At 64.6% G+C, this 21,597-nt stretch carries 19 protein-coding genes; 17 read left to right on the top strand and 2 right to left on the bottom strand.

Going from position 1 to position 21,597, the window contains the following annotated elements; translation table 11 throughout:
• The first annotated feature begins 47 nt into the window (after positions 1–47).
• The 9 genes from AC1MEM_RS12675 to AC1MEM_RS12715 all read left to right on the top strand — a co-directional run bounded on the left by AC1MEM_RS12675 (position 48) and on the right by AC1MEM_RS12715 (position 13,205).
• Positions 48–2,735, top strand: a complete 2,688-nt coding sequence (locus AC1MEM_RS12675; protein WP_499470870.1) for a DUF349 domain-containing protein — start codon at positions 48–50, stop codon at positions 2,733–2,735.
• Positions 2,732–3,202: a molybdopterin synthase catalytic subunit MoaE gene (gene moaE, locus AC1MEM_RS12680; protein ID WP_499470872.1), complete on the top strand. Its 471-nt coding sequence runs from the start codon at positions 2,732–2,734 to the stop codon at positions 3,200–3,202. The genes AC1MEM_RS12675 and moaE overlap by 4 nt, the downstream gene beginning before the upstream one ends.
• Positions 3,203–3,210: 8 nt before the next feature.
• Entirely contained in the window at positions 3,211–3,585 is a 375-nt protein-coding gene (gene crcB / locus AC1MEM_RS12685; RefSeq protein WP_499470874.1) for a fluoride efflux transporter CrcB, read from the top strand.
• 231 nt (positions 3,586–3,816) lie between these two features.
• Positions 3,817–4,245 (top strand): inner membrane protein YiaA, encoded by a 429-nt coding sequence (gene yiaA, locus AC1MEM_RS12690; RefSeq protein WP_499470876.1) that lies wholly within the window; start codon positions 3,817–3,819, stop codon positions 4,243–4,245.
• A gap of 101 nt (positions 4,246–4,346) precedes the next feature.
• Positions 4,347–6,959 carry an ATP-dependent chaperone ClpB gene (gene clpB / locus AC1MEM_RS12695; protein WP_499470878.1) on the top strand — a complete coding sequence of 871 codons (2,613 nt, stop codon included), beginning with the start codon at positions 4,347–4,349 and terminating at the stop codon, positions 6,957–6,959.
• Between the two features lie 279 nt (positions 6,960–7,238).
• Complete coding sequence (locus tag AC1MEM_RS12700; protein ID WP_499470880.1) at positions 7,239–8,444, top strand: MFS transporter; 1,206 nt, start codon at positions 7,239–7,241, stop codon at positions 8,442–8,444.
• A 464-nt stretch (positions 8,445–8,908) separates the two neighbouring features.
• Entirely contained in the window at positions 8,909–10,207 is a 1,299-nt protein-coding gene (aceA, locus tag AC1MEM_RS12705) for an isocitrate lyase (RefSeq protein WP_499470882.1), read from the top strand.
• A gap of 207 nt (positions 10,208–10,414) precedes the next feature.
• Positions 10,415–11,722 carry a 23S rRNA (adenine(2030)-N(6))-methyltransferase RlmJ gene (locus AC1MEM_RS12710; RefSeq protein ID WP_499470884.1) on the top strand — a complete coding sequence of 436 codons (1,308 nt, stop codon included), beginning with the start codon at positions 10,415–10,417 and terminating at the stop codon, positions 11,720–11,722.
• A 208-nt stretch (positions 11,723–11,930) separates the two neighbouring features.
• Positions 11,931–13,205, top strand: coding sequence for an EAL and HDOD domain-containing protein (locus AC1MEM_RS12715; protein WP_499470885.1), 1,275 nt, complete (start codon positions 11,931–11,933; stop codon positions 13,203–13,205).
• Positions 13,206–13,374: 169 nt separating this feature from the next.
• Here the strand turns inward: AC1MEM_RS12715 and AC1MEM_RS12720 are convergent, their stop codons facing one another.
• Both AC1MEM_RS12720 and AC1MEM_RS12725 read right to left on the bottom strand, forming a co-directional pair.
• Positions 13,375–14,124 carry an SAM-dependent methyltransferase gene (locus tag AC1MEM_RS12720; protein ID WP_499470887.1) on the bottom strand — a complete coding sequence of 250 codons (750 nt, stop codon included), beginning with the start codon at positions 14,122–14,124 and terminating at the stop codon, positions 13,375–13,377.
• A gap of 18 nt (positions 14,125–14,142) precedes the next feature.
• Positions 14,143–14,757: a Maf-like protein gene (locus AC1MEM_RS12725; protein WP_499470889.1), complete on the bottom strand. Its 615-nt coding sequence runs from the start codon at positions 14,755–14,757 to the stop codon at positions 14,143–14,145.
• A gap of 216 nt (positions 14,758–14,973) precedes the next feature.
• Here AC1MEM_RS12725 and AC1MEM_RS12730 point away from each other — a divergent pair, with 216 nt between their 5' ends.
• From AC1MEM_RS12730 to fabF, 8 genes are all read left to right on the top strand, one after another.
• Positions 14,974–15,471, top strand: coding sequence for a YceD family protein (locus AC1MEM_RS12730; RefSeq protein WP_499470891.1), 498 nt, complete (start codon positions 14,974–14,976; stop codon positions 15,469–15,471).
• 167 nt (positions 15,472–15,638) lie between these two features.
• On the top strand, positions 15,639–15,821 hold the full coding sequence (gene rpmF, locus AC1MEM_RS12735) for a 50S ribosomal protein L32 (RefSeq protein WP_055936259.1): 183 nt from the start codon (positions 15,639–15,641) through the stop codon (positions 15,819–15,821).
• A 188-nt stretch (positions 15,822–16,009) separates the two neighbouring features.
• Positions 16,010–17,035 (top strand): phosphate acyltransferase PlsX, encoded by a 1,026-nt coding sequence (gene plsX, locus AC1MEM_RS12740; protein WP_499470894.1) that lies wholly within the window; start codon positions 16,010–16,012, stop codon positions 17,033–17,035.
• A gap of 28 nt (positions 17,036–17,063) precedes the next feature.
• Positions 17,064–18,047 carry a beta-ketoacyl-ACP synthase III gene (locus tag AC1MEM_RS12745; protein WP_499470896.1) on the top strand — a complete coding sequence of 328 codons (984 nt, stop codon included), beginning with the start codon at positions 17,064–17,066 and terminating at the stop codon, positions 18,045–18,047.
• 31 nt (positions 18,048–18,078) lie between these two features.
• Entirely contained in the window at positions 18,079–19,017 is a 939-nt protein-coding gene (gene fabD / locus AC1MEM_RS12750; protein WP_499470898.1) for an ACP S-malonyltransferase, read from the top strand.
• A 32-nt stretch (positions 19,018–19,049) separates the two neighbouring features.
• The gene (gene fabG, locus AC1MEM_RS12755) at positions 19,050–19,787 is read left to right on the top strand and encodes a 3-oxoacyl-ACP reductase FabG (protein WP_499470900.1); all 738 of its coding nucleotides are present in this window, start codon (positions 19,050–19,052) and stop codon (positions 19,785–19,787) included.
• 181 nt (positions 19,788–19,968) lie between these two features.
• Entirely contained in the window at positions 19,969–20,208 is a 240-nt protein-coding gene (acpP, locus tag AC1MEM_RS12760) for an acyl carrier protein (RefSeq protein WP_020653257.1), read from the top strand.
• A gap of 36 nt (positions 20,209–20,244) precedes the next feature.
• Entirely contained in the window at positions 20,245–21,492 is a 1,248-nt protein-coding gene (fabF, locus tag AC1MEM_RS12765; protein WP_499470902.1) for a beta-ketoacyl-ACP synthase II, read from the top strand.
• The last annotated feature ends 105 nt before the right edge of the window (positions 21,493–21,597 follow it).

Raw genomic sequence — 21,597 nt, forward strand, 5'->3', positions numbered from 1 at the left:
GTCATCGTTCTTTGCTATGATGGGGGTTTTGGAAGCGCGATTTCATCATGTTCGAATTCCTATTCAAGCGTCAGGGCGACAAGACGGGCAACGGACGCGGCGCGCAAGCGGACGCGCCGGGCAAGTCCGCCCGGACGCCAGCCGGGGCCGGGGCGCCGGACGGCGCGCCGAAGGGGCGTGCTGCCACCGAGGGCGCAGCCGCCGCACGCGCCGGCTCGGCCGCACGCGAGCAGCAGGCCGCGCAGCTGAAAGCCCTGGACGGCGATGAATCGCGCGCCGTGGACTTCATCCTCCAGTGCGAGTTTTCCGAACTGCGCCTCACCGCCGCCGAGCTGGTGCACAGCCGCGCCGCGCTCGAGCGCGTACATGGGGCCATGCGCAACCTCGATCGCCGCGTCGCCAAGCTGATGCAGTCGCGCCTGGATGCGATCCGCCACCACGATGCCGAACTGGTCCGTGGCCAGGCCACGCTGGACCAGGCGCGCGCCTTGCTGGCCGACGCCCACCTGACCCCGAACCAGGTGGCCGATCTCGACCGTAAATGGGCGGTGATCGCTGCCCCTGAACTGGCCGACGCATTCACGCCCGTGCGTGCCCAGCTCGGCGCCCGCCTCGAAGCGCAGGTGCAGTTGCAGCGCGCCATGATCGATCGCCTCGGCGCCTTGCGCCGACTGGAAACGGCGGGCCTCGACGCCGCCGGGATGGCCGCCAGCCTGGAACAGATGATGGCCGAGCAGGCCGCGGCGCTGGCCGCGCCGGAATTCGCGTCGCTGCCACGCGCCCTGGTGGCGGAATTCGCGTCCGAACATGCACGCCTCTCCGGGGCGCTCGCCACGCTCGAACAATCGCAGGCGGCGCTGGCCGCACGCGAAGCCGCGCTGGCCGAATGGGAGGCGCAACCCGTCGCCGAACTGGCTGCCGACCCCCTGCGCAAGTCCTGGCACAAGCTGCCGCCGCTGCCGGAAGGCGCCGCGGGCAATGCAATGCAGGCGCGCTTCGACGCCTTGCTGGCAAGCCTGCCGCAGCCGGTGCGCAAGGCGCGCGAGGTACGCGAGGCTGCCGCCGACGGCGCTCCCGGCACCCAGGCTGCGCCCGCAGGCAGCGAGGCGGGCGAGGGCGGCACCCCGCGTCCGCCAAAACCGCCCAAGGGCGCCGACCAGGCATTCCTGGACAACATGGACGCGCTGGAAGCGGCCCTGCAGCAGGGCTCGCTCGCCCACGCGGCCGAACTCGACAAGTTGCTGAAGGACAGCAAGGGCAAGGGCATGCGCCTGACCAGCCAGCAGGCCGACCGCCTGGCCCACCTGCGCGCCGAACTGAAGCGCCTGTCGGACTGGGCGCGCTGGGGCGGCAATGTCTCGCGCGAAGAACTGATCAAGACCGTCGAAGGCTTGCCGACCCAAAGCCTGCCGATGGCGGAACTGGCGAAGAAGGTCGGCAGCATGCGCGAACGCTGGAAGGCGCTCGACAGCCTGTCCGGTGCTGCGCCGAAAAGCCTGTGGGAACGCTTCGACCATGCCTGCACGCAGGCCTACGCGCCGGCGGCGGCCCACTTCCGCCACCTGGCCGATGAGCGCCATACGAACGCGGCGCGCGGCGAAGCGATCGTGCTCGAGGCCAATGCCGAGATCGCGCGCCTGGAATCCGGGGAAGCCGACTGGAAGCATGTCGCCGGCACCGTCCAGCGCCTGCGCCTCGCCTGGAGCCACCTGGGCGCGATCGACCGCAAGGACAAGAAACGCCTCGACCAGCAATTCGGCGCTGCGCTCACGACCTTGCAAGGTCCGCTGGAAGAGCAGCGCAAGATGGAAGTGGCCGGGCGCGAGGAACTGATCGACGAAGTGCTGGCGATCGATCCGCACGACCGCCACGCGGTGGACCACCTGCGCGACATCCAGGCGCGCTGGCAGGAGCATGCACGCGCGCTGCCGCTCGAGCGCAAGGCCGAGCAGGCGCTGTGGCAGCGTTTCCGCGCCGCCTGCGACGACCTGTTTGCGCGGCGCAAGGAAACCGCGCACGCGCTCGATGCCGAGCGTCGCGCCCACGAGGCGGTCAAGGAAGCGATCAGCGCGCGCCTCGAAGCGGCCGCGCCGGAGGCCACGGCCGCCAGCGCGCCGAAGCTGCTGCGCGAAGCCGCCGCCGAATGGCATGCGATCGGCCCCGTGCCGCGCGCCCATGAAGCGCGGGTCGAGAAGCGTTATCACGAGGCCATCGCCAAGGTGCAGCACCACGCCGACCTGTCGCGCCGCGCCGCCGGCCTGGCGCTGGCCGGCGCCCTGCGCGACAAGCTGCGCGCCTGCCAGGAGCTCGAGGATTCATTGGTCCAGCCCGGCCAGCACATATCCGCCGCCGACTGGCACGCGCGCTGGGCCGCCTTGCTGGCCGCCGGCCCTGAATATGATCCGGTGCTCGACGCCCGTTTCGAGGCGGCCTTGAACGCGCTTGACTCGGACCGCGACGGCTATGCGCGCCTGCTCGAGGCCAACCGTCCGACCTTGCTGGCCGAATTGCTGCGCCAGGAAGTCGCGGCCGGGATCGACAGCGGCGCCGAGTTCGCGCGCGACCGCCTGAAATTGCAGGTCGAAGCCCTGCAGTCGACGCTCAAGGCGGGTAACAAACCGGCCGGACGTCACACGGCTTTGCACGCGCTGTGCGCGCTGCCGGCCCTGGTCGACGAACGCACGGCGCTGCGGATCGAGCAGCTCCTGATGCGCACGGCGCGCGAGGGCAAATGAGCAACGCAGTGGGTACGGTCAGGGTGCAGGCCGGAGACTTCGACCTCGGCCAGGAACTGGCGCGCCTGCGCCAGGATGACGCGCGCGTCGGTGCGGTCGTCAGCTTCGTCGGCACGGTGCGCGACATGAACGACGGCGCAGCGGTCTCGGAGATGGAGCTGGAACACTATCCCGGCATGACCGAGCGCGCGCTGGAAGAAATCGTCGCGCAGGCGCAAGCGCGCTGGCCACTCTACAACGCGCTGGTGATCCACCGCGTCGGGCCGCTGGCGCCGCTGGAGCAGATCGTGCTGGTGGCGGTGAGCGCGGCGCACCGCGGCGAAGCCTTCGCCGCCTGCGAATTCATCATCGATTACCTCAAAACCGACGCCCCGTTCTGGAAGAAGGAGCAGACGCCGGAGGGTGCGCGCTGGGTCGACGCCCGCATCACCGACGACAGCGCAAAAGCCAAGTGGGTAGTGGCTTGACCGCGGGCTTGAGCTGGCTTGCGGTCGGCGCCGGCGCTGCGATCGGCGCCTGGCTGCGCTGGGGACTGGGCATGTGGCTGACCAACGTGCACGCCCATGTGCAGGCCGGGACGCTGGCGGCCAACCTGGTCGGCGGCTACCTGATCGGCATCGCGCTGGGCTTTTTCAGCGCCTATCCGCACCTGAGTCCCGAATGGCGGCTGTTCGTCGTCACCGGTTTCCTGGGCGGGCTGACGACGTTTTCCAGTTTTTCCGGCGAGTCGGTCGCGCTGATGCAGCGCGGCGCCTACGGCTGGGCGCTGGCGCACACGCTGCTGCACCTGGGCGGCTCGATCCTGCTGTGCGTGGCGGGCTTCGCCACCTGGCGCGCATTACGGGGATAATCCGCCCGCGATGCCCACGGTGTATGCGCTTCGTTAATCGTAGGGTGGACTCTTGAGTCCACGCGGTACACCGGTTCCGCAACTGCAAAGCCTTTTCGACTACCGGCGGCCGCATTCCGCGTGGGCACGAGTCCGATCGCGGCCCGGCCCACCCTACGAGTCTTGCTTTGCGTCAATGTAACACCACCGGGTCATGGCAGAGTTTCCGCTGGACAAACACCGGAGCCAGTCATGACCACCATGCAACGACCAACCGCTGCCTTCATCGGCGCCTCCTGGGGCGCACTATTGATCGGCGCCGCCGCCTACCTGATCGGCCTGTGGAACGCCCACATGCAACTCAACGAGAAGGGCTATTACCTGACCCTGCTGCTCTACGGCCTGTTCGCCGCCATCTCGCTGCAAAAGACGGTGCGCGACCGCAGCGAAGGCGTCGCCGTGACCAATCTTTACGTCGGCCTCTGCTGGATCTCCCTGATCGCCTCCGTGCTGCTGCTCACCGTCGGCCTGTGGAACGCCGGTCTCGAGCGCAGCGAGAAGGGTTTCCATGCGATGTCCTTCGTGTTGAGCCTGTTCGCCGTGGTCGCGGTGCAGAAAAACGTACGCGACCTGGGTACGGGCAGCACTGTCCAGCCCGCACTGAATCCCGACCACGCCTGAGCCATCCACCAAAACTCTTGCCGCTCAGGCTTTGCGCATCTTGAAAAACACGCGCCGGCCCCTATGTTGTTCCCAACTGATAAACACTAGGGAGCAATACCATGCGGCAAGACAAATTGACGACCAAGCTCCAGGAAGCGCTGGCGGATGCCCAGAGCCTGGCGGTCGGCAACGACAACCAGTACATCGATCCGGTCCACCTGCTCGTCGCCCTGCTGAACCAGGACGACGGCGGCGCCCGTTCGCTGCTGCAGCGCGCCGGCGTGAATGTCGGCGCGCTGACGAGCGCCCTGAAAAGCGGCCTCGAGCGCCTGCCGAAAGTGTCCGGCACCGGCGGCGAAACCCAGGCCGGGCGCGAACTCGTCGCGCTGCTCAACCTGGCCGACCGCGAATCGCAAAAGCGCGGCGACCAGTTCCTCTCGTCCGAGATGGTCCTGCTGGCGCTGACCGAGGATAAATCCGACGCCGGACGCCTGGCGCGCGAGCACGGCCTTGCCCGCAAGTCGCTGGAATCGGCCATTTCCGCCGTGCGCGGCGGCGAGAACGTCAACTCGCAGGACGCCGAAGGCCAGCGCGAGGCGCTCAAAAAATACACGCTCGACCTGACCGAACGCGCCCGCATGGGCAAACTTGACCCGGTGATCGGCCGCGACGACGAGATCCGCCGCGCGATCCAGGTGCTGCAGCGCCGTACCAAGAACAATCCGGTGCTGATCGGTGAACCAGGCGTCGGCAAGACGGCGATCGTCGAAGGCCTGGCCCAGCGCATCGTGAACGGCGAAGTGCCCGATTCGCTCAAGGGCAAGCGGGTGCTCTCGCTCGACATGGCGGCCCTGCTGGCGGGCGCCAAATACCGCGGCGAATTCGAAGAGCGGCTGAAAAGCGTATTGAAGGAACTGGCGCAGGACGAGGGCCAGACCATCGTCTTCATCGACGAGATCCACACCATGGTCGGCGCCGGCAAGGCCGAGGGCGCGATGGACGCCGGTAACATGCTCAAACCGGCACTGGCGCGCGGCGAGCTGCACTGCGTCGGCGCGACCACGCTCGACGAGTACCGCAAATATGTCGAGAAGGACGCCGCGCTCGAGCGCCGCTTCCAGAAAATCATCGTCGACGAGCCGAGCGTGGAGGCGACGATCGCCATCCTGCGCGGGCTGCAGGAAAAATACGAGTTGCACCACAAGGTCGAGATCACCGACGCAGCGATCATCGCCGCGGCCGAGCTCTCGCACCGCTACATCAGCGACCGCTTCCTGCCCGACAAGGCGATCGACCTGATCGACGAGGCGGCCTCGAAGATCAAGATCGAGATCGACTCCAAGCCGGAAGTCATGGACAAACTCGAGCGGCGCCTGATCCAGCTGAAGATCGAACGCGAAGCGGTCAAGAAGGAGACCGACGAGGCCTCGCTGCGCCGCCTGGAACTGATCGGCGAGGAAATCGCCCGCCTCGAGCGCGAGTACAACGACTTCGAAGAAATCCTGAAGGCGGAAAAGGCGGCGGTCCAGGGCACCACCCACATCAAGGAAGAGATCGAGCGCCTCCGCCACCAGATGGAGGAAGCCAAGCGCCAGTCGAACTGGCAGCAGGTCTCGGAGCTGCAGTATGGGCGCCTGCCGGAGCTGGAAGCGCAACTGAAACACGCAGAGGAAGCGGCGAGCCGTGATGACGGCGAGGCCGAGAAACCGAAGCTGCTGCGCACCCAGGTCGGTGCCGAAGAAATCGCCGAGGTGGTCTCGCGCGCGACCGGCATTCCCGTCTCGCGCATGATGCAGGGCGAGCGCGACAAGCTGCTGCACATCGAGGAAAAGCTGCACGAGCGCGTGGTCGGCCAGGACGAGGCGATCGAGGCGGTATCGGACGCGATCCGCCGTTCGCGCGCCGGCCTGTCGGACCCGAACCGTCCGTACGGCTCCTTCATGTTCCTCGGCCCGACCGGCGTCGGCAAGACGGAACTGTGCAAGGCACTGGCTTCCTTCCTCTTCGATACCGAGGAGTCGATGATCCGCATCGACATGAGCGAATTCATGGAGAAGCATTCGGTCGCCCGCCTGATCGGCGCGCCGCCGGGCTATGTCGGCTATGAAGAGGGCGGTTATCTCACGGAGGCCGTGCGCCGTAAACCGTACAGCGTGATCCTGCTCGACGAGATCGAGAAGGCGCACCCGGACGTCTTCAACGTGCTGCTGCAGGTATTGGACGACGGCCGCATGACCGACGGCCAGGGCCGGACGGTGGACTTCAAGAACACGGTGATCGTCATGACCTCGAACCTGGGGTCGCACAAGATCCAGTCGATGGACACGGACGAGCCGGCGGTGGTGAAGATGGCGGTGATGGCCGAGGTGCGCGGGCATTTCCGTCCGGAGTTCATCAACCGCATCGACGACATCGTGGTCTTCCACGCGCTCGACGAGAAGAACATCGGTGCGATCGCCAAGATCCAGTTGCGCAGCCTGGAAGAGCGCCTTGCGAAGATGGAGATGACGCTCGACCTCGACGACGAAGCGCTGCAGAAGATCGCGGAGGCCGGCTTCGACCCGGTCTACGGCGCCCGTCCGCTGAAGCGTGCGATCCAGCAGCAGATCGAAAATCCGCTGTCGAAAGCGATCCTGTCGGGCCGCTTCGGGCCGAAGGACACGATTGCCGTGCGGGTGCGGGCCGGGCAGCTTGTGTTCGGGGAGCAGCAGCCGGTGGAGCTGGCGAAGTAAGCGGTTTTTATCGGAACAGGGAGGGGTGCAGCGATGCACCCCTTTTTTCGTTGGCCGTTGCGTAAGGTAGGGTGGGCATGCCCACGCGTCCGTACCCGTGCGTACCGTATCGTCTCTGGCAACTGTGCGGCACGCAACTGTACGACTGCGTGGGCTCGAGAACCCACCCCACGGTTGTTGCAAGCATGCGTAAGCACAGGCCCGTCAAACGCCCGCCAGCCAGCAAAACCGTTCGGTTTTGACTACACTGATTCCTTTCGCTTCTGATAAATAACAACCATGAGCACAACAAGCCTGCGCCAGGATGCGCGCGTGATCGGCCTGGTCGGCGTCTCGCACGGGGTATCCCACTTCTATCACCTGATCCTGGCGGGGCTGTTTCCCTGGCTGAAGACGGCCTTCACCCTCTCGTACTCCGAACTCGGCCTGTTGATGAGCGTGTTTTTCGTCGTCTCAGGCGTCGGCCAGGCCTTGTCCGGCTTCCTGGTCGACCGCGTCGGCGCGCGCCGGGTGCTGTTTGCCGGGCACGCGCTGCTGGGCGGGGCGGCGCTGGTGCTGGCCGGCGCGCCGAATTACGCGGTGCTGCTGCTCGGCTCGCTGATCGCCGGTTGCGGCAATGCGGTGTTCCACCCGGCCGGCTACACGCTGCTGAACCAGAACGTCTCGAAAGAACGCCTGCCCTACGCCTTTTCGGTGCACGGCATTTCCGGCAACATCGGCTGGGCGGCCGCGCCGCTGTTCCTGGCGGCCGTCGCCACGCTCTCGAGCTGGCGCATGGCGCTGCTGTCGGCATCCATCATTCCCGCCGTCATGCTGCTGACCCTGTTCCTGAACCGCAAAGTGTTGGGAACCAATATTCCCGTGCAGACGGCGGCGCAGAAGGCGGGCGGCTCCCTGGACTTCCTGCGCCTGCCTGCGGTCTGGATGTGCTTCGGCTTCTTCTTCCTCACCTCGGTGGCGCTGGGCGGGATCCAGGCATTCTCGTCGACCAGCCTGACCTCCCTGTACAACATCTCGCTGGCGACGGCGGCCACGGCCTACACCACCTACATGCTGTCCTCGGCGGCCGGCATGGTGGCCGGCGGCTTCCTGGCCGCGCGCGTGCACAACCACGACCGGACCATCGCGATCGCCTTCCTGTTCGCGGCGGCACTCGCCTTGCTGCTGGCGTCCGCGGTCGTGCCCGGGCAACTGGTGGTGCTGGTGATGGGCGCGATCGGATGGTCGAGCGGCATCGCCGCACCCTCGCGCGACCTGCTGATCCGCGCCGCGTCGCCGCCGAATGCCACTGGACGCGTGTTCGGCGTCGTGTATTCGGGCCTGGACAGCGGCATGGCCGTCGGGCCGGTGCTGTTCGGCGCGCTGATGGATGGCGGGCATCCTGCGGGACTGTTCATTGGCGTCGCCCTGTTCCAGACGCTCGCGATTGCAACCGCCGTGGGTGCCGGGGGCAAGGGAAGGGCACCGTTGCCGCACAAGGCCTGAGCGGCCTGACGAAGGTTGTCAAGAGTGCGGGCCGCGGCCCGCATTTTTTATGTCCGGATACGTTGCGATCGGCAGCGCGAGCTGCCGTCGTTGGCGGTTTCGGGCAACAAATTCCTGATGCGAAGCGCAAGACTAGCGGCCAGGCAATTTTGCGCAAGCTCACGCAGGGCTGGTTTGGAAGAATGGGGGGTGCGCCCACGTCGATATTTCATCATGTGAAACGCTGGCACCATTGCGTGAAAAGCCGCAACAGACAGGGGCGGAAAAGGGCTTTCATGCTGAGAAATTGCTTTCCGTATCATGGAATGACCAGCGCAAGTGTCTGATTATTCGCAGTAAAAAAATAATCAGATGTCTTATATAAGAGTGATTGTGCGCTGCGCAACCTGGGCTATGATTTATCCAACGGATTACTTTGCAACTTGGCCGAACTCAGCTATCTACCTCACTCTCAGGAGAATCAAATGCCAACTCGTGAACAACAGATCGCAGCCTTGCAAAACGACTGGGACACCAACCCACGCTGGAAAGGTGTCGTGCGCAATTACACTGCCGAAGACGTGGTACGCCTGCGCGGTTCGCTCCAGATCGAGCACACGCTGGCCAAGCGCGGCGCCGAGAAGCTCTGGCACCTGCTCAACAACGAGCCCTTCGTCAACACCCTGGGTGCGCTGACCGGCAACCAGGCAATGCAGCAGGTAAAGGCCGGCCTGAAGGCCATCTATCTGTCAGGCTGGCAAGTTGCCGGCGACGCCAACCTGGCCGGCGAAATGTACCCGGACCAGTCCCTGTATCCGGCCAATTCGGTGCCGATGGTCGTGCGGCGCATCAATAACACCTTCCAGCGCGCCGACCAGATCCAGTGGTCCGAAGGCAAGGACGACATCGATTATTTCGCGCCGATCGTGGCCGACGCCGAAGCCGGTTTCGGCGGCGTGCTGAACGCCTTCGAGCTGATGAAGTCGATGATCGAGGCGGGCGCCGCCGGCGTGCACTTCGAAGACCAGCTGGCCTCGGTCAAGAAATGCGGCCACATGGGCGGCAAGGTGCTGGTGCCGTCGCGCGAAGCTGTCGAGAAGCTCACCGCCGCGCGCCTCGCCGCCGACGTGATGGGTACCCCGACCCTGGTGATCGCCCGTACCGATGCCGAAGCGGCCGACCTGCTGACCTCGGACGTCGATCCCAACGACCAGGCATTCTGCACGGGCGAGCGCACGGTCGAAGGTTTCTATAAAGTGCGAAATGGCCTGGACCAGGCGATTTCCCGGGCGCTGGCGTATGCGCCGTACGCGGACCTGGTCTGGTGTGAGACCGGCAAGCCGGACCTCGAGTTCGCGAAGAAGTTCGCCGATGCCGTCCATGCCAAATTCCCGGGCAAGCTGCTCGCCTATAACTGCTCGCCTTCGTTCAACTGGAAGAAAAACCTGGACGACGCGACGATTGCCAAATTCCAGAAAGAACTCGGCGCGATGGGCTATAAATTCCAGTTCATCACCCTGGCCGGCTTCCACGCCCTGAACTACGGCATGTTCAATCTCGCCCACGGCTATGCACGGCGCCAGATGTCGGCCTTCGTCGAACTGCAGGAGGCCGAATTCGCCGCCGCCGAGAAGGGCTTCACGGCAGTCAAACACCAGCGCGAAGTCGGTACCGGCTATTTCGACGCCGTGACCCAGACCATCCAGCAGAACCAGAGCTCGACCACCGCACTGCACGGCTCGACCGAGGACGAGCAGTTCTTCGACGAGAAAAAAGTCGCCTGATATCCTCGGGCAGACGGCCCGCTTCGCAAGGCGCATCCGGCTCCGGCCGGGGCGGCATGCGACGGCAAGAGCCGCAGCGAACCCGCTGCGGCTTTTTTCGTTTGAAGGCGATTATTTTCGGGTCGGTGCGGTTGTGGTGGATAATGTCGACAATTGCGCCGCTTCGCGCGGCCGCCGCATTGACTTATTTGATTGGAACTCCCCCTTATGTTGAGCTACCGCCACGCCTTCCACGCGGGTAACCACGCCGACGTCCTCAAGCATTTCGTTCAGGTGCAACTGCACGAGTACATGAACCAGAAGGACACTGCCTACACCTATATCGACACCCACTCGGGCGCCGGCGTGTATGCGCTCGACAGTAGCTTCGCGTCCAAGAATGCCGAGTTCGACACGGGTATCGGCCCGCTGTGGAGCCGCACCGACCTGCCGCCGGCCCTGGCCGAGTACGTCACCTTGGTGAAGGGCATGAACCCGAGCGGCAAGATGCGCTACTACCCGGGTTCGCCCTGGGTGGCCGACCTGATGACGCGGCCCGACGACCGCCTGCGCCTGTTCGAGCTGCATCCGGCCGACAGCAAGATTTTGGCGGACAATTTCCGCAAGGCCGAAGCGCACAAGGCGGAGCAGGGCGAGCGTTCGCGCGGCAAGCGCGTGATGATCGAGCGCGGCGACGGTTTCCTCAGCATGAAGGCCTTGTTGCCGCCGCCATCGCGCCGCGCGCTGGTGCTGATCGACCCGCCCTATGAGATGAAGGACGATTACCGCAAAGTGAAGGATGCGCTGGAAGATGCCCTCGGGCGCTTCCCGAGCGGCATCTTCGCCGTCTGGTATCCGGTGCTGCAGCGCATGGAATCGCGCCAGTTCGCCGACCGCCTGAAACGCCTGCCGGCCAAGGAGTGGCTGAACGTCACCCTGACCGTGTCGACGCCCGGCCCCGACGGCTTCGGCCTGCACAGCAGCGGCATGTTCATCCTGAACCCGCCGTACACGCTCGAGCCGCTGCTGCGCGAAGTGATGCCCTACCTGGTCAAGGTGCTGGGCAAGGATGCGGGCGCAAGCTTCGTCATCGAACGCGGCACGCAAGTCACGGGCGCGGCCGCAGGACGGGTGGGCGCCGGCGGCAGCGCGCGCCAGCCGATCGGCAATGCACGCCGCGCCAGCCCGCTGTCGGGCACGGGCAGCCTGCGCCTGCCGGGCCAGGCTGCAGTTCCGCGTCCCGAGGCCGCGCCAGGCGATGCCAGGCGTCCGGATGGCGCCGCCGCCAGCAAGGTCGGCGCCACCGAACGCGCCAAGCGTTTTTCGCGTCCCGAGGGAGGGCGCGCGGATGAACGCTCCGATCCGGCACGCGGCGTGGCCAATGCGCCGGCCAAGGCGCCGCGTGCGCGCTATGCGGACGAGCGGCCGAAAACCGGTAGCGCGCGGCCGCAGGGCGCAAGCAGCGGACGGCCGACGCCAGGGCGCCCGTCCGCGGCTGCGGGCACCGGACCAGCCCGGTCGCGCAAGCGGGGCTGAAGTCCGCTGGCGGGGCCAGGCGGCCCCGCGTTCAAGGCACCGGACGCCTGTTCCCGGGCAATCCGGGTCATTTGCGCAACGCGGCAGCGCGTCCGTTTCGATGTAAAAATGTAAAGATTGGCGCGATGGTGTATAGTCGTCGTAGGTGCGCACCGATGCGCGCGCCTTGCCACGCCTGCCGTGCAGCAGGGGTTTTCAGGAGTTTCACATGCTTGCCGAAGTAAGGGCGGTATCGACGACGATGCTGTCCGACGAATTTTTCCTGGCGCGCCAGCCCATACTGGGGCGCGACCAGCGTCTGGTTGCTTACGAGCTGCTTTTTCGCGCAGCGGGCGAGCACGAGGACGCACGCCTGACGAACGGCGCCGCCGCCACCGCGGCGGTCATTTCGCATGCTTCCCAGCTCGGCCTCGAGCAGGTGGTCGGCAACAAGCTGGCCTTCGTCAACGTCGATCACGACGTCCTGATGGCCGACTATGTGCGTTTCCTGCCGCCGAATAAGGTTATCCTCGAAATTCTCGAAACCGTCAAGCCGACCGAGCCGTTGCTGGCCCGCGTGGCCGAGCTGAAAGAGCTTGGCTTCAAGTTCGCGCTCGACGACGTCATCAACCACAGCGAGGAGGTCGAGCAGCTGGTCGGCCTGGTCGATGTGGTCAAAATCGACTTGCAGGGCGTGGCGCCCGAGGCGCTGGGCCACTTGTGCGCGTCGCTGCGCAAGAGCGGCAAGAAGCTGCTGGCCGAAAAGGTCGAGACCCAGCAGGAATTTCGCCTGTGCCAGGAGCTCGGCTTCGACTACTTCCAGGGCTATTATTTTGCGCGTCCCGTGATCCTCAGCGGACGCAAGATCACGCCGTCCGAGCTGGTGATCCTGCACCTGCTCCAGCTGATCAATTCCGATGCCGACAACGCGACGATCGAGACCGCCGTCAAGCGCGACGCGCTGATCAGCCTGAACCTGCTGCGCCTGGTGAACAGCCGCGCCGCCGGGCCCGAGGGCCGCATCGAGTCGATCGCCGAGGCGCTCGCCCGGCTCGGCCGCAAGCAATTGCGCCGCTGGCTGCAGATCCTCATGTTTGCCGCGCCTGACAGCACGGTCGAGCTCAATTCGCCGCTGCTGCAGCTGGCCACCACGCGCGGCAAGCTGCTCGAGCTGATGTCGCTGCAAGTGCGCCCCGACAACGTCACCGGCGCCGAGCGCGCCTTTACGGTCGGCATCATGTCGCTGGCCGACGCCCTGTTTTCGATGCCGATGGCCGACATCCTGGACAATGTCGAGCTGGCGATGGATGTGCGCCTCGCGCTGCTCGAACGGGCAGGCGACCTCGGCGCCATGCTCGATGTGGTCGAGCGCCTTGAAAAGGCCGACACCGGCGCCCAGTTCACCGCCGCGCTGCGCCGCCTTGGACTGACTTCGAAGCAGGTGCGCGAGATCGAGCTGGCCGCCTTCGACTGGGTGAGCGAGCTCGTCCACGACGCGGGTTGATACGATTTTTCCGGTTGCGATGACGTAGGGTGGGCGCCCCGTGCCCACGCGAAAACCGGCGTTACGTTGGCAATGTGCCGATGGGCACGGGGTGCCGCCCTACGAGTCTGACGCCGCGCGATAACCGTTCCGTATATGCATAGTTCCGCGTGGGCACGGGGCGCCCACCCTACGACCCCAAAAACAAAAACACCGTCGGCTTCTTGTGAAAGTCCGGCATCTTCCCGCCCGCCAGCTGCGCTTTCCACTTGGCTGCGGTCTGCGTGCGCACCGATTCCGAAGCCAGCGACAAATCCGTCGCCACGCACACCAGCGTCCCCGGCTGGCAGCTCGTCACCAGCGCCTCTAACATCTGCCCGTTGCGATACGGTGTCTCGATCAGCAATTGCGTCTGCTTTTCAAGACGCGAACGCGCTTCCAGCTCGCGAATGCGCTTGGTACGCGCGACGGCATCGGTCGGCAGGTAGCCGTTGAAGGCGAAGCTCTGGCCGTTCAGGCCGCTTGCCATGACGGCCAGCAGCAGGGACGACGGCCCCACCAGCGGGCGCACTGTCACGCCGTGCTGGTGCGCCAGGCGGACCAGGTCGGCGCCCGGATCGGCGACGGCCGGCACGCCGGCTTCCGAGACCAGTCCGGCATCTTCGCCCGCCAGCAGCGGTTCGAGCAATTGCGTCAGCGCAGCGGCGGGGGTGTTGACGTTCAGTTCGGCGATGCGGATTTCCTGCAGGGGTTTTGCCAGCGGATGGTCGATCGCAACCAGCTTCAGGAAGGCACGGGCGGTCTTCGCATTTTCGGCGACGAAATAGCCGAGCGTTGAGGTGATCGCCTGCACCTGGCCGGGCAGGACGTGGGACAGGGCGCCGGGTGCGGCGTCGGTGGGGCCAAGGGTGTTTGGAATCAGGTAGAGCGTGCCAGGCATGGATTGATCAAAAAAAGGTTAGGCGCCGAAGAAGGCCACCCCTAGACGGCGCAGCATGCTCGTCAGGGCGATCAGGGGCAGGCCGGTAAGGGCGGTCGGGTCGGAGGAGTCGATGCGTTCGAGCAGGGCGATGCCCAGGCCCTCGTTCTTGGCGCTGCCGGCGCAATCGTAGGGCTGCTCGATGCGCAGGTAGGCGTCGAGCTCGGCGTCGGGGAGGTCGCGGAAACGCACGAAGACCTGGATGTTTTCCACCTGGACGGTTTCAACCGGGCTGGACGCCCGGCTGTCCCACAGGCACAGCGCCGTATGGAACACGACTTCGCGCCCGCGCATCTTTTGCAATTGGGCCAGCGCCCGCGCGTGGTCGCCCGGTTTGCCGATCTGCTCGCCATCGAGCGTCGCCACCTGGTCGGAGCCGATCACGAGCGCGCCCGGATGCGCGCGCGCGAGCGCCCCGGCCTTGGCGCGCGCCAGGCGCAGGGCGGTGGCTTCTGGCGCCTCATTGTCCAGGGGCGTCTCGTCGATATGCGGCGCAATTGCCTCGAAAGGCAGGTGCAGGCGCCCCAGCAATTCGCGGCGGTAGCTGGAACTCGACGCCAAAATCAGGCGCGGCGTGGCAGAACTTGGTATCATGTGCGCGCTCAAACGATCAATGTATAAGAAAAGCCGATGAATGCGTCCCTGCGGCAAGCAGAGCCGATGGATGCCTCATCGCAGGCCGCCGGGCCGTGGCGCTCAGCAACACATGATGCGCAGATGGCGCCGCCGGGGCCAAAAAAACGCGCAAGTCTTTGACTGCGCGAGGATAAGCCTGTTATTATCGCAGGTTTTCCGGGGACGTTTTCTGCAATGAGCGCTTTTGTCATCGACGCCTTTGAATTTTGCCGCACCAACGGCTATCGCGAAGGGGTGACCCCGCTAACGGAAATGAACCGCCTCGCCGCCGACTGCGCCAACGCCAGCGGCGAGATCAGCTGGTCGATCCAGGGCGGCACGACGCCGCAGGGCTATCCGACCATGACCTTGTCGGTGGCCGGCACGGTCCAGCTGGTATGCCAGCGTTGCCTGGCCCCGTTCGACTACCACATCGATTCGTCGACCCAGCTGGTGCTGGGACGCGACGACGAAGAGGCGGACGGGATGGAAGAAGTCCTCGACGATGAAAGCATCGACGTGATCGTCGGCAGCCACGCTGCCGATATCCGCGAGCTGCTCGAGGACGAAGCGCTGCTGGCACTGCCGCAGTCGCCGAAACACGAGGTATGTCCGAGCACCACGCTGCTCGACACCCTGAAGTCTGAAAAGGTATCGCCGTTCGCCGGCTTGAAAAACCTGAAATCCGAATAAGCAATTTGTAGTAAGGCAGTTGTAGTCAGACGCGTGCACAGTCGAGTATGTCAGGGCAGCGTTTTAAACATGCCGGCAATCGTGAGATTTCCGGTGGGATACTCGATGTGCATGTTTTTGCAAATCGATTGTGTTAGAATTTTCGAACTTTAGTATTAGGAGTCATCATGGCAGTTCAGCAGAATAAGAAGTCCCCATCGAAGCGCGGTATGCACCGTTCGCACGATTTCCTGGTTGCCCCTAACCTGGCAGTCGAGCCTGTGACCGGCGAAACCCACCTGCGTCACCACATCAGCCCGAACGGCTTTTACCGTGGTCGCAAAGTCCTGAAGACCAAGAACGACGAGTAATCGCCGTCTTGTTTTTCTGTACCATGAAAGCGGTGCAACGTATGTTGAGTGCGTGGCGCCGCTTTTTCTTTGTCCCCGGTCGCCGATTTTCGCGCACCAACACGGTTGCTGTCCCGAACCGGCATCGCGTCGCCAAGCGCATGCAACTTGCCGCCACCGTCGTGTGAGTCGCGGTATTACCTCCACAGATGACAATTAAAATATCCATCGACTGCATGGGCGGAGACCACGGTCCTTCCGTTACCATCCCCGCAGCCCTGTCCTTCCTCAAGCAAGAGCCGGAAGCCGAACTGATTCTCGTCGGCCTGGAAGAGACCCTGCGCGCCGAACTCAGGAAACATCACGCCGACACCAATCCGCGGCTGACGATCAGGAACGCCACCGAAGTGGTGGCCATGGACGATCCGATCGAAGTCGCGCTGCGCCGCAAGAAAGATTCCTCGATGCGCGTCGCGGTCGAGCTGGTCAAGGAGGGCGGCGCCCATGTCTGCGTGTCCGCCGGCAATACCGGCGCCCTGATGGCCGTGTCGCGCTACGTCCTGAAAACGATGCCTGGCGTCGACCGTCCGGCAATCTGCTCGATCCTGCCGAACCAGAAGAACGGCCCGACCTACATGCTCGACCTCGGCGCCAACGTCGACTGCAGCCCGCACCACCTGCACCAGTTCGCGATCATGGGCTCGGTCCTGGTCTCGGCCATGGAGGGCATCAAACGCCCGACCATCGGCCTGCTGAACGTCGGCACCGAGGAAATCAAGGGCAACGACGTGGTCAAGGAAACGGCCACGCTGCTGCGCGCCGACCACGAGCGCGGCCTGCTGAACTTCTACGGCAACGTCGAAGGCAACGACATCTTCAAGGGCACGACCGACATCGTCGTCTGCGACGGTTTTGTCGGCAACGTCACGCTGAAAGCCGTCGAAGGCCTGTCGCGGTTTGTAAAATCCGTGTTCAAGCAGAACGTGCTATCGATGATGGGCGCCGTGTTCGCGAAAAGCGCACTGAAAAAGCTCAATCCGGAACGCTACAACGGCGCCAGCCTGCTCGGCCTGAAGGGCCTGGTCTTCAAGAGCCACGGCGGCGCGAATGCCTATGCTTTCGAGTGGGCGATCAAGCGTGCTTTCGATGCAGCGAAATATAATGTACAAGAGCAACTCTCGGCGATGATCGCCGAGCTGATGCCAGATACGCCTGACGCCCAGCGCCAGGTTTGATTGACGACGGAACTCGGGTGGAAATGCAATGACTGTCTACAGCAAAATCATCGGCACCGGCAGCTACCTGCCTGCGCGCAGGGTCAGCAACGACGAACTGGCGGCGGAACTCGCCGCCAAAGGCATCGAGACCTCGGACGAGTGGATCGTTTCGCGTAGCGGCATTTCGGCGCGCCACTATGCCGCGGCCGACCAGCAATCGTCCGACCTCGCCGTCGAGGCTGCGCAGCGCGCCCTCGAGGCCGCGGGCAAGAGCGCAACGGATATCGACATGGTCATCGTCGCCAGTTCGACGCCGGACTTCCAGGGCAGCTTCCCCAGCACCGCCTGCATCGTCCAGCGCAAACTCGGCATGGCCAACCATAGCGCGGCCTTCGACGTACAGGCCGTTTGCAGCGGCTTCGTCTATGCGGTCGCCACCGCCGACGCCTTCATCAAGGCGGGCATGCACAAGACGGTGCTGGTGATCGGCTCCGAAGTGTTTTCGCGCATCCTCAATTTCGAAGACCGCACCACCTGCGTGCTGTTCGGCGACGGCGCCGGCGCCGTGGTGATGAGCGCCTCGCAAGAGCCGGGCATCCTGGCCGCCAAGCTGCACGCCGACGGCACCCATTCCGACATCCTCTCGATTCCGCCGAGCCCGGCCGGCAGCCCCGCCAGCGGCGGCTTCCTGCACATGGATGGCCAGGCCGTGTTCAAGCTGGCCGTCACCGTGCTCGAAGAGGTCGCGACCGAGGCGCTGGATGCGGCGCAGATGGCGGCAGGCGATGTCGACTGGCTGATCCCGCACCAGGCAAATATCCGCATCATGAAGAGCACGGCGAAGAAACTCGGCCTGCCGCTCGATCGCATGGTGGTGACCGTGGACGAGCATGGCAACACCTCGGCCGCCTCGATTCCGCTGGCGCTCGACCTTGCCGTGCGCGACGGTCGCATCAAAGCAGGCGACAATATCCTGATGGAAGGCGTCGGCGGCGGCTTTACCTGGGGCGCCGTACTTGCCCGGATGTAATCAAAGACAATACGCAACAAGGAATAACAAGATGAGCAAATTCGCATTCCTGTTCACCGGCCAGGGCGCGCAAGCGGTCGGCATGCTGAACGGCTTCGCCGGCAACGCCGTGGTCGACCAGACCGTCGCCGAGGCATCCGACGCCCTCGGCCTGGACATCGGCCGCCTGATCGCTGACGGACCGAAGGAAGAACTCGACCTCACCACCAACACCCAGCCGGTCATGCTGACCGCGGCCGTTGCCGTCTACCGCGCCTGGATCGCGGCGGGCGGCCCGGTGCCCGCCGTCGTGGCCGGTCACAGCCTCGGCGAATACTCGGCGCTGGTCGCCGCCGGCGTCATCGACTTCAAGGACGCCGTGCCGCTGGTGCGCTTCCGCGCGCAATCGATGCAGGAAGCGGTGCCGGTCGGGCAGGGCGGCATGGCCGTCGTGCTGGGCCTCTCCGCCGACGACGTGCGCGCTGTCTGCGTGGAAGCTGCCCAAGGTGAAGTCGTCGAAGCCGTGAATTTCAACGAGCCGACCCAGATCGTGATCGCCGGCCACGCCGCCGCGATCGACCGCGCCTGCGAGATCGCCAAGGCGAAAGGCGCCAAGCGCGCCATGAAGCTGGCGGTCTCGGCGCCGTTCCACTCGTCGCTGCTGAAGCCTGCTTCGGACCGCTTGCGCGACTACATGGAAAAACTCACGTTCAACGCGCCACGCATCGATTTGATCAACAACGTCGATGTCGCTATCCTGAATGACCCTGCCGGCATCAAGGACGCCCTGGTGCGCCAGGCAGCCGGTCCCGTGCGCTGGGTCGAGACGATGCAGAAGATGGCCCTCGAGGGCGTCACGCAGGTCATCGAATGCGCGCCGAGCAAGACCCTGATCGGCATGGCGAAACGCATCGATCCGGTGCTGGTCGGCGAAGCGCTGACGGACCAGGCCGCGCTCGAGCGCGTGCTGGAAAGCATCAAGAGCGCCTGAGCGCTGTTGTCACAGATAAGGAAAAGAACTACATGAATCTGCAGAACCAAGTCGCTCTTGTTACCGGTGCCTCACGCGGCATCGGCAAGGCCATCGCACTCGAGCTGGCCCGCCAGGGTGCAACCGTCGTCGGCACCGCTACCAGCGAGTCCGGCGCACAAGCCATCACTGAATACCTCGCCGAATTCGGCGGCAAAGGCCTGGTGCTGAACGTCACCGATGCCGCGAACTGCGCGGCCGTCATCGACGAGATCCAGAAAAGCCTCGGCCACGTCGCCATCCTCGTCAACAATGCCGGCATCACCCAGGACAACCTGGCCATGCGCATGAAGGACGAGGAGTGGGACAGCGTGATCGCGACCAACCTCACCGCCGTCGGCCGCCTCTCGCGCGCCGTGCTGCGCGGCATGATGAAGGCGAAGCAGGGCCGCATCATCAACATCACCTCGGTCGTCGGCTCGTCCGGCAACCCGGGCCAGATGAACTACGCCGCCGCCAAAGCCGGCGTGGCCGGCATGACGCGCGCACTGGCCCGCGAAATCGGCAGCCGCAACATCACCGTCAATTGCGTCGCGCCCGGCTTTATCGATACCGACATGACCAAGGGCCTGGGCGAAGGCCAGCACGAAGCGCTGCTCACGCAGATCCCGCTGGGCCGCCTCGGCCAGCCGGAAGACATCGCCCACGCGGTGGCCTTCCTGGCCGGTCCGACCGCCGCGTATGTCACGGGCACCACCTTGCACGTGAATGGCGGCATGTACATGAATTGATGGGGCGGTCGATGCTGCGGGGCGTACGATTGACTTCGCGCCGTTTTATATCGCCGCAATATCTCATCTTTTAGCAGGAGTTTCGGTCGAATTAGCGTCAGACGCCGAAAATAGTTTTTCAGCGCGCAAACCTGATAAAATGCGCGCACTTTCCGCAACACATACCTAATGGAGCCATAACATGTCGGATATCGAACAACGCGTTAAAAAAATCGTCGCTGAGCAACTGGGTGTTGCAGAAGCCGACATCAAAATCGAGTCCTCGTTCGTTGACGACCTCGGCGCAGATTCCCTGGACACCGTTGAACTGGTGATGGCCCTGGAAGACGAGTTCGAAATGGAAATCCCTGACGAGCAGGCTGAGAAAATCACCACCGTCAAACAGGCGATCGACTACGCGACCGCGCACGTTAAGGCCTAAGCGGGCCTAAGCTGTTTTAGTTTTCGGGAGAATCGCTTGAGCCGTTCACGCAACCGCCGCGTTGTCATTACCGGCCTGGGCTGCATTTCACCTATCGGCAACACGATTGCTGAAGCATGGGATGCGGCACTGGCCGGCAAGTCGGGCATTGCCAACATCACCAGGTTCGATGCAACGCCGTTTTCGACCCGCTTTGCGGGCGAAGTCAAAGGCTTCAATATCGAGGATTACATCCCCGCCAAGGAAGCCCGCAACATGGATACCTTTATCCATTTCGGCATGGCAGCGGGCATTCAGGCCCTGCAGGATTCGGGCATCGAAGTCACCGAGGAGAATGCCGACCGTATCGGCGTGATCGTCGGTTCGGGCATCGGCGGCTTGCCGCGCATCGAAGAGCAGAAGGACGAATACGACAAGCGCGGCCCGCGCCGCATTTCGCCGTTCTTCGTGCCTGCTTCGATCATCAACATGATTTCGGGCGATCTTTCGATCAAATTCGGGCTGCGTGGTCCGAACCTGGCGATCGTCACGGCCTGCACCACCGGCCTGCATTGCATCGGCGCGGCTGGCCGCCTGATCGAATACGGCGACGCCGACGTGATGATCGCCGGCGGTGCCGAGTCGACCATCTCGCCGCTGGGCCTGGGCGGTTTCGCCTCGGCACGCGCGCTGTCGTCGCGCAACGACGATCCGGCCACGGCTTCGCGTCCCTGGGACCGCGACCGCGACGGCTTCGTGCTGGGCGAGGGCGCCGGTGTCATGGTGCTGGAAGAGTACGAGCACGCAAAAGCGCGCGGCGCGAAGATCTACGCCGAGCTGCTCGGCTTCGGCATGAGCGCGGATGCGAACCACATCACGGCACCGATGGAAGACGGCAGCGGCGCGAGCCGGTGCATGGTTTCGGCGCTGGGCAATGCCGGCATCAACGCCGACCAGGTGCACTACGTGAATGCGCACGGCACCTCGACGCCGCTCGGCGACCTGGCTGAAGTGCAGGGCATCAAGCGCACCTTCGGCGACCATGCGCACAAGCTGGTGGTGAATTCGACCAAGTCGATGACCGGCCACCTGCTGGGCGGCGCCGGCGGTCTCGAATCGGTGTTCACGGTGCTGGCGATCCACAACCAGATCTCGCCGCCGACGATCAACATGTTCAACCAGGATCCGGCTTGCGATCTCGACTTCGTGGCCAACACGGCGCGCGAGATGCAGATCGATTATGCCGTGAAGAACTCGTTCGGCTTCGGCGGTACCAACGGTACCCTCGTCTTCGCCAAGGTCTGATTCCAGGAGCGTGTGAAAAAATCGCAGTTTTTTTTCACGCGCTCGAGGTTTTGAACCTGCCGCGCCCGGTCCTGTCTAACAGATTGGGCGCCTGACCCTGCCGCA

Source organism: Telluria sp. AIW5 (genome assembly GCF_056680575.1).

What these genes read in the sequence shown, in the direction of transcription:
- yiaA (WP_499470876.1), top strand. Translation starts at nt 3,817, where the DNA reads ATGACCACCATGCAACGACCAACCGCTGCCTTCATCGGCGCCTCCTGG.
- AC1MEM_RS12725 (WP_499470889.1), bottom strand. Translation starts at nt 14,757, where the DNA reads ATGATACCAAGTTCTGCCACGCCGCGCCTGATTTTGGCGTCGAGTTCC.
- AC1MEM_RS12700 (WP_499470880.1), top strand. Translation starts at nt 7,239, where the DNA reads ATGAGCACAACAAGCCTGCGCCAGGATGCGCGCGTGATCGGCCTGGTC.
- fabD (WP_499470898.1), top strand. Translation starts at nt 18,079, where the DNA reads ATGAGCAAATTCGCATTCCTGTTCACCGGCCAGGGCGCGCAAGCGGTC.
- rpmF (WP_055936259.1), top strand. Translation starts at nt 15,639, where the DNA reads ATGGCAGTTCAGCAGAATAAGAAGTCCCCATCGAAGCGCGGTATGCAC.
- plsX (WP_499470894.1), top strand. Translation starts at nt 16,010, where the DNA reads ATGACAATTAAAATATCCATCGACTGCATGGGCGGAGACCACGGTCCT.
- AC1MEM_RS12745 (WP_499470896.1), top strand. Translation starts at nt 17,064, where the DNA reads ATGACTGTCTACAGCAAAATCATCGGCACCGGCAGCTACCTGCCTGCG.
- clpB (WP_499470878.1), top strand. Translation starts at nt 4,347, where the DNA reads ATGCGGCAAGACAAATTGACGACCAAGCTCCAGGAAGCGCTGGCGGAT.
- AC1MEM_RS12675 (WP_499470870.1), top strand. Translation starts at nt 48, where the DNA reads ATGTTCGAATTCCTATTCAAGCGTCAGGGCGACAAGACGGGCAACGGA.
- acpP (WP_020653257.1), top strand. Translation starts at nt 19,969, where the DNA reads ATGTCGGATATCGAACAACGCGTTAAAAAAATCGTCGCTGAGCAACTG.
- fabG (WP_499470900.1), top strand. Translation starts at nt 19,050, where the DNA reads ATGAATCTGCAGAACCAAGTCGCTCTTGTTACCGGTGCCTCACGCGGC.
- moaE (WP_499470872.1), top strand. Translation starts at nt 2,732, where the DNA reads ATGAGCAACGCAGTGGGTACGGTCAGGGTGCAGGCCGGAGACTTCGAC.
- AC1MEM_RS12710 (WP_499470884.1), top strand. Translation starts at nt 10,415, where the DNA reads ATGTTGAGCTACCGCCACGCCTTCCACGCGGGTAACCACGCCGACGTC.
- AC1MEM_RS12730 (WP_499470891.1), top strand. Translation starts at nt 14,974, where the DNA reads ATGAGCGCTTTTGTCATCGACGCCTTTGAATTTTGCCGCACCAACGGC.
- aceA (WP_499470882.1), top strand. Translation starts at nt 8,909, where the DNA reads ATGCCAACTCGTGAACAACAGATCGCAGCCTTGCAAAACGACTGGGAC.
- AC1MEM_RS12720 (WP_499470887.1), bottom strand. Translation starts at nt 14,124, where the DNA reads ATGCCTGGCACGCTCTACCTGATTCCAAACACCCTTGGCCCCACCGAC.
- AC1MEM_RS12715 (WP_499470885.1), top strand. Translation starts at nt 11,931, where the DNA reads ATGCTTGCCGAAGTAAGGGCGGTATCGACGACGATGCTGTCCGACGAA.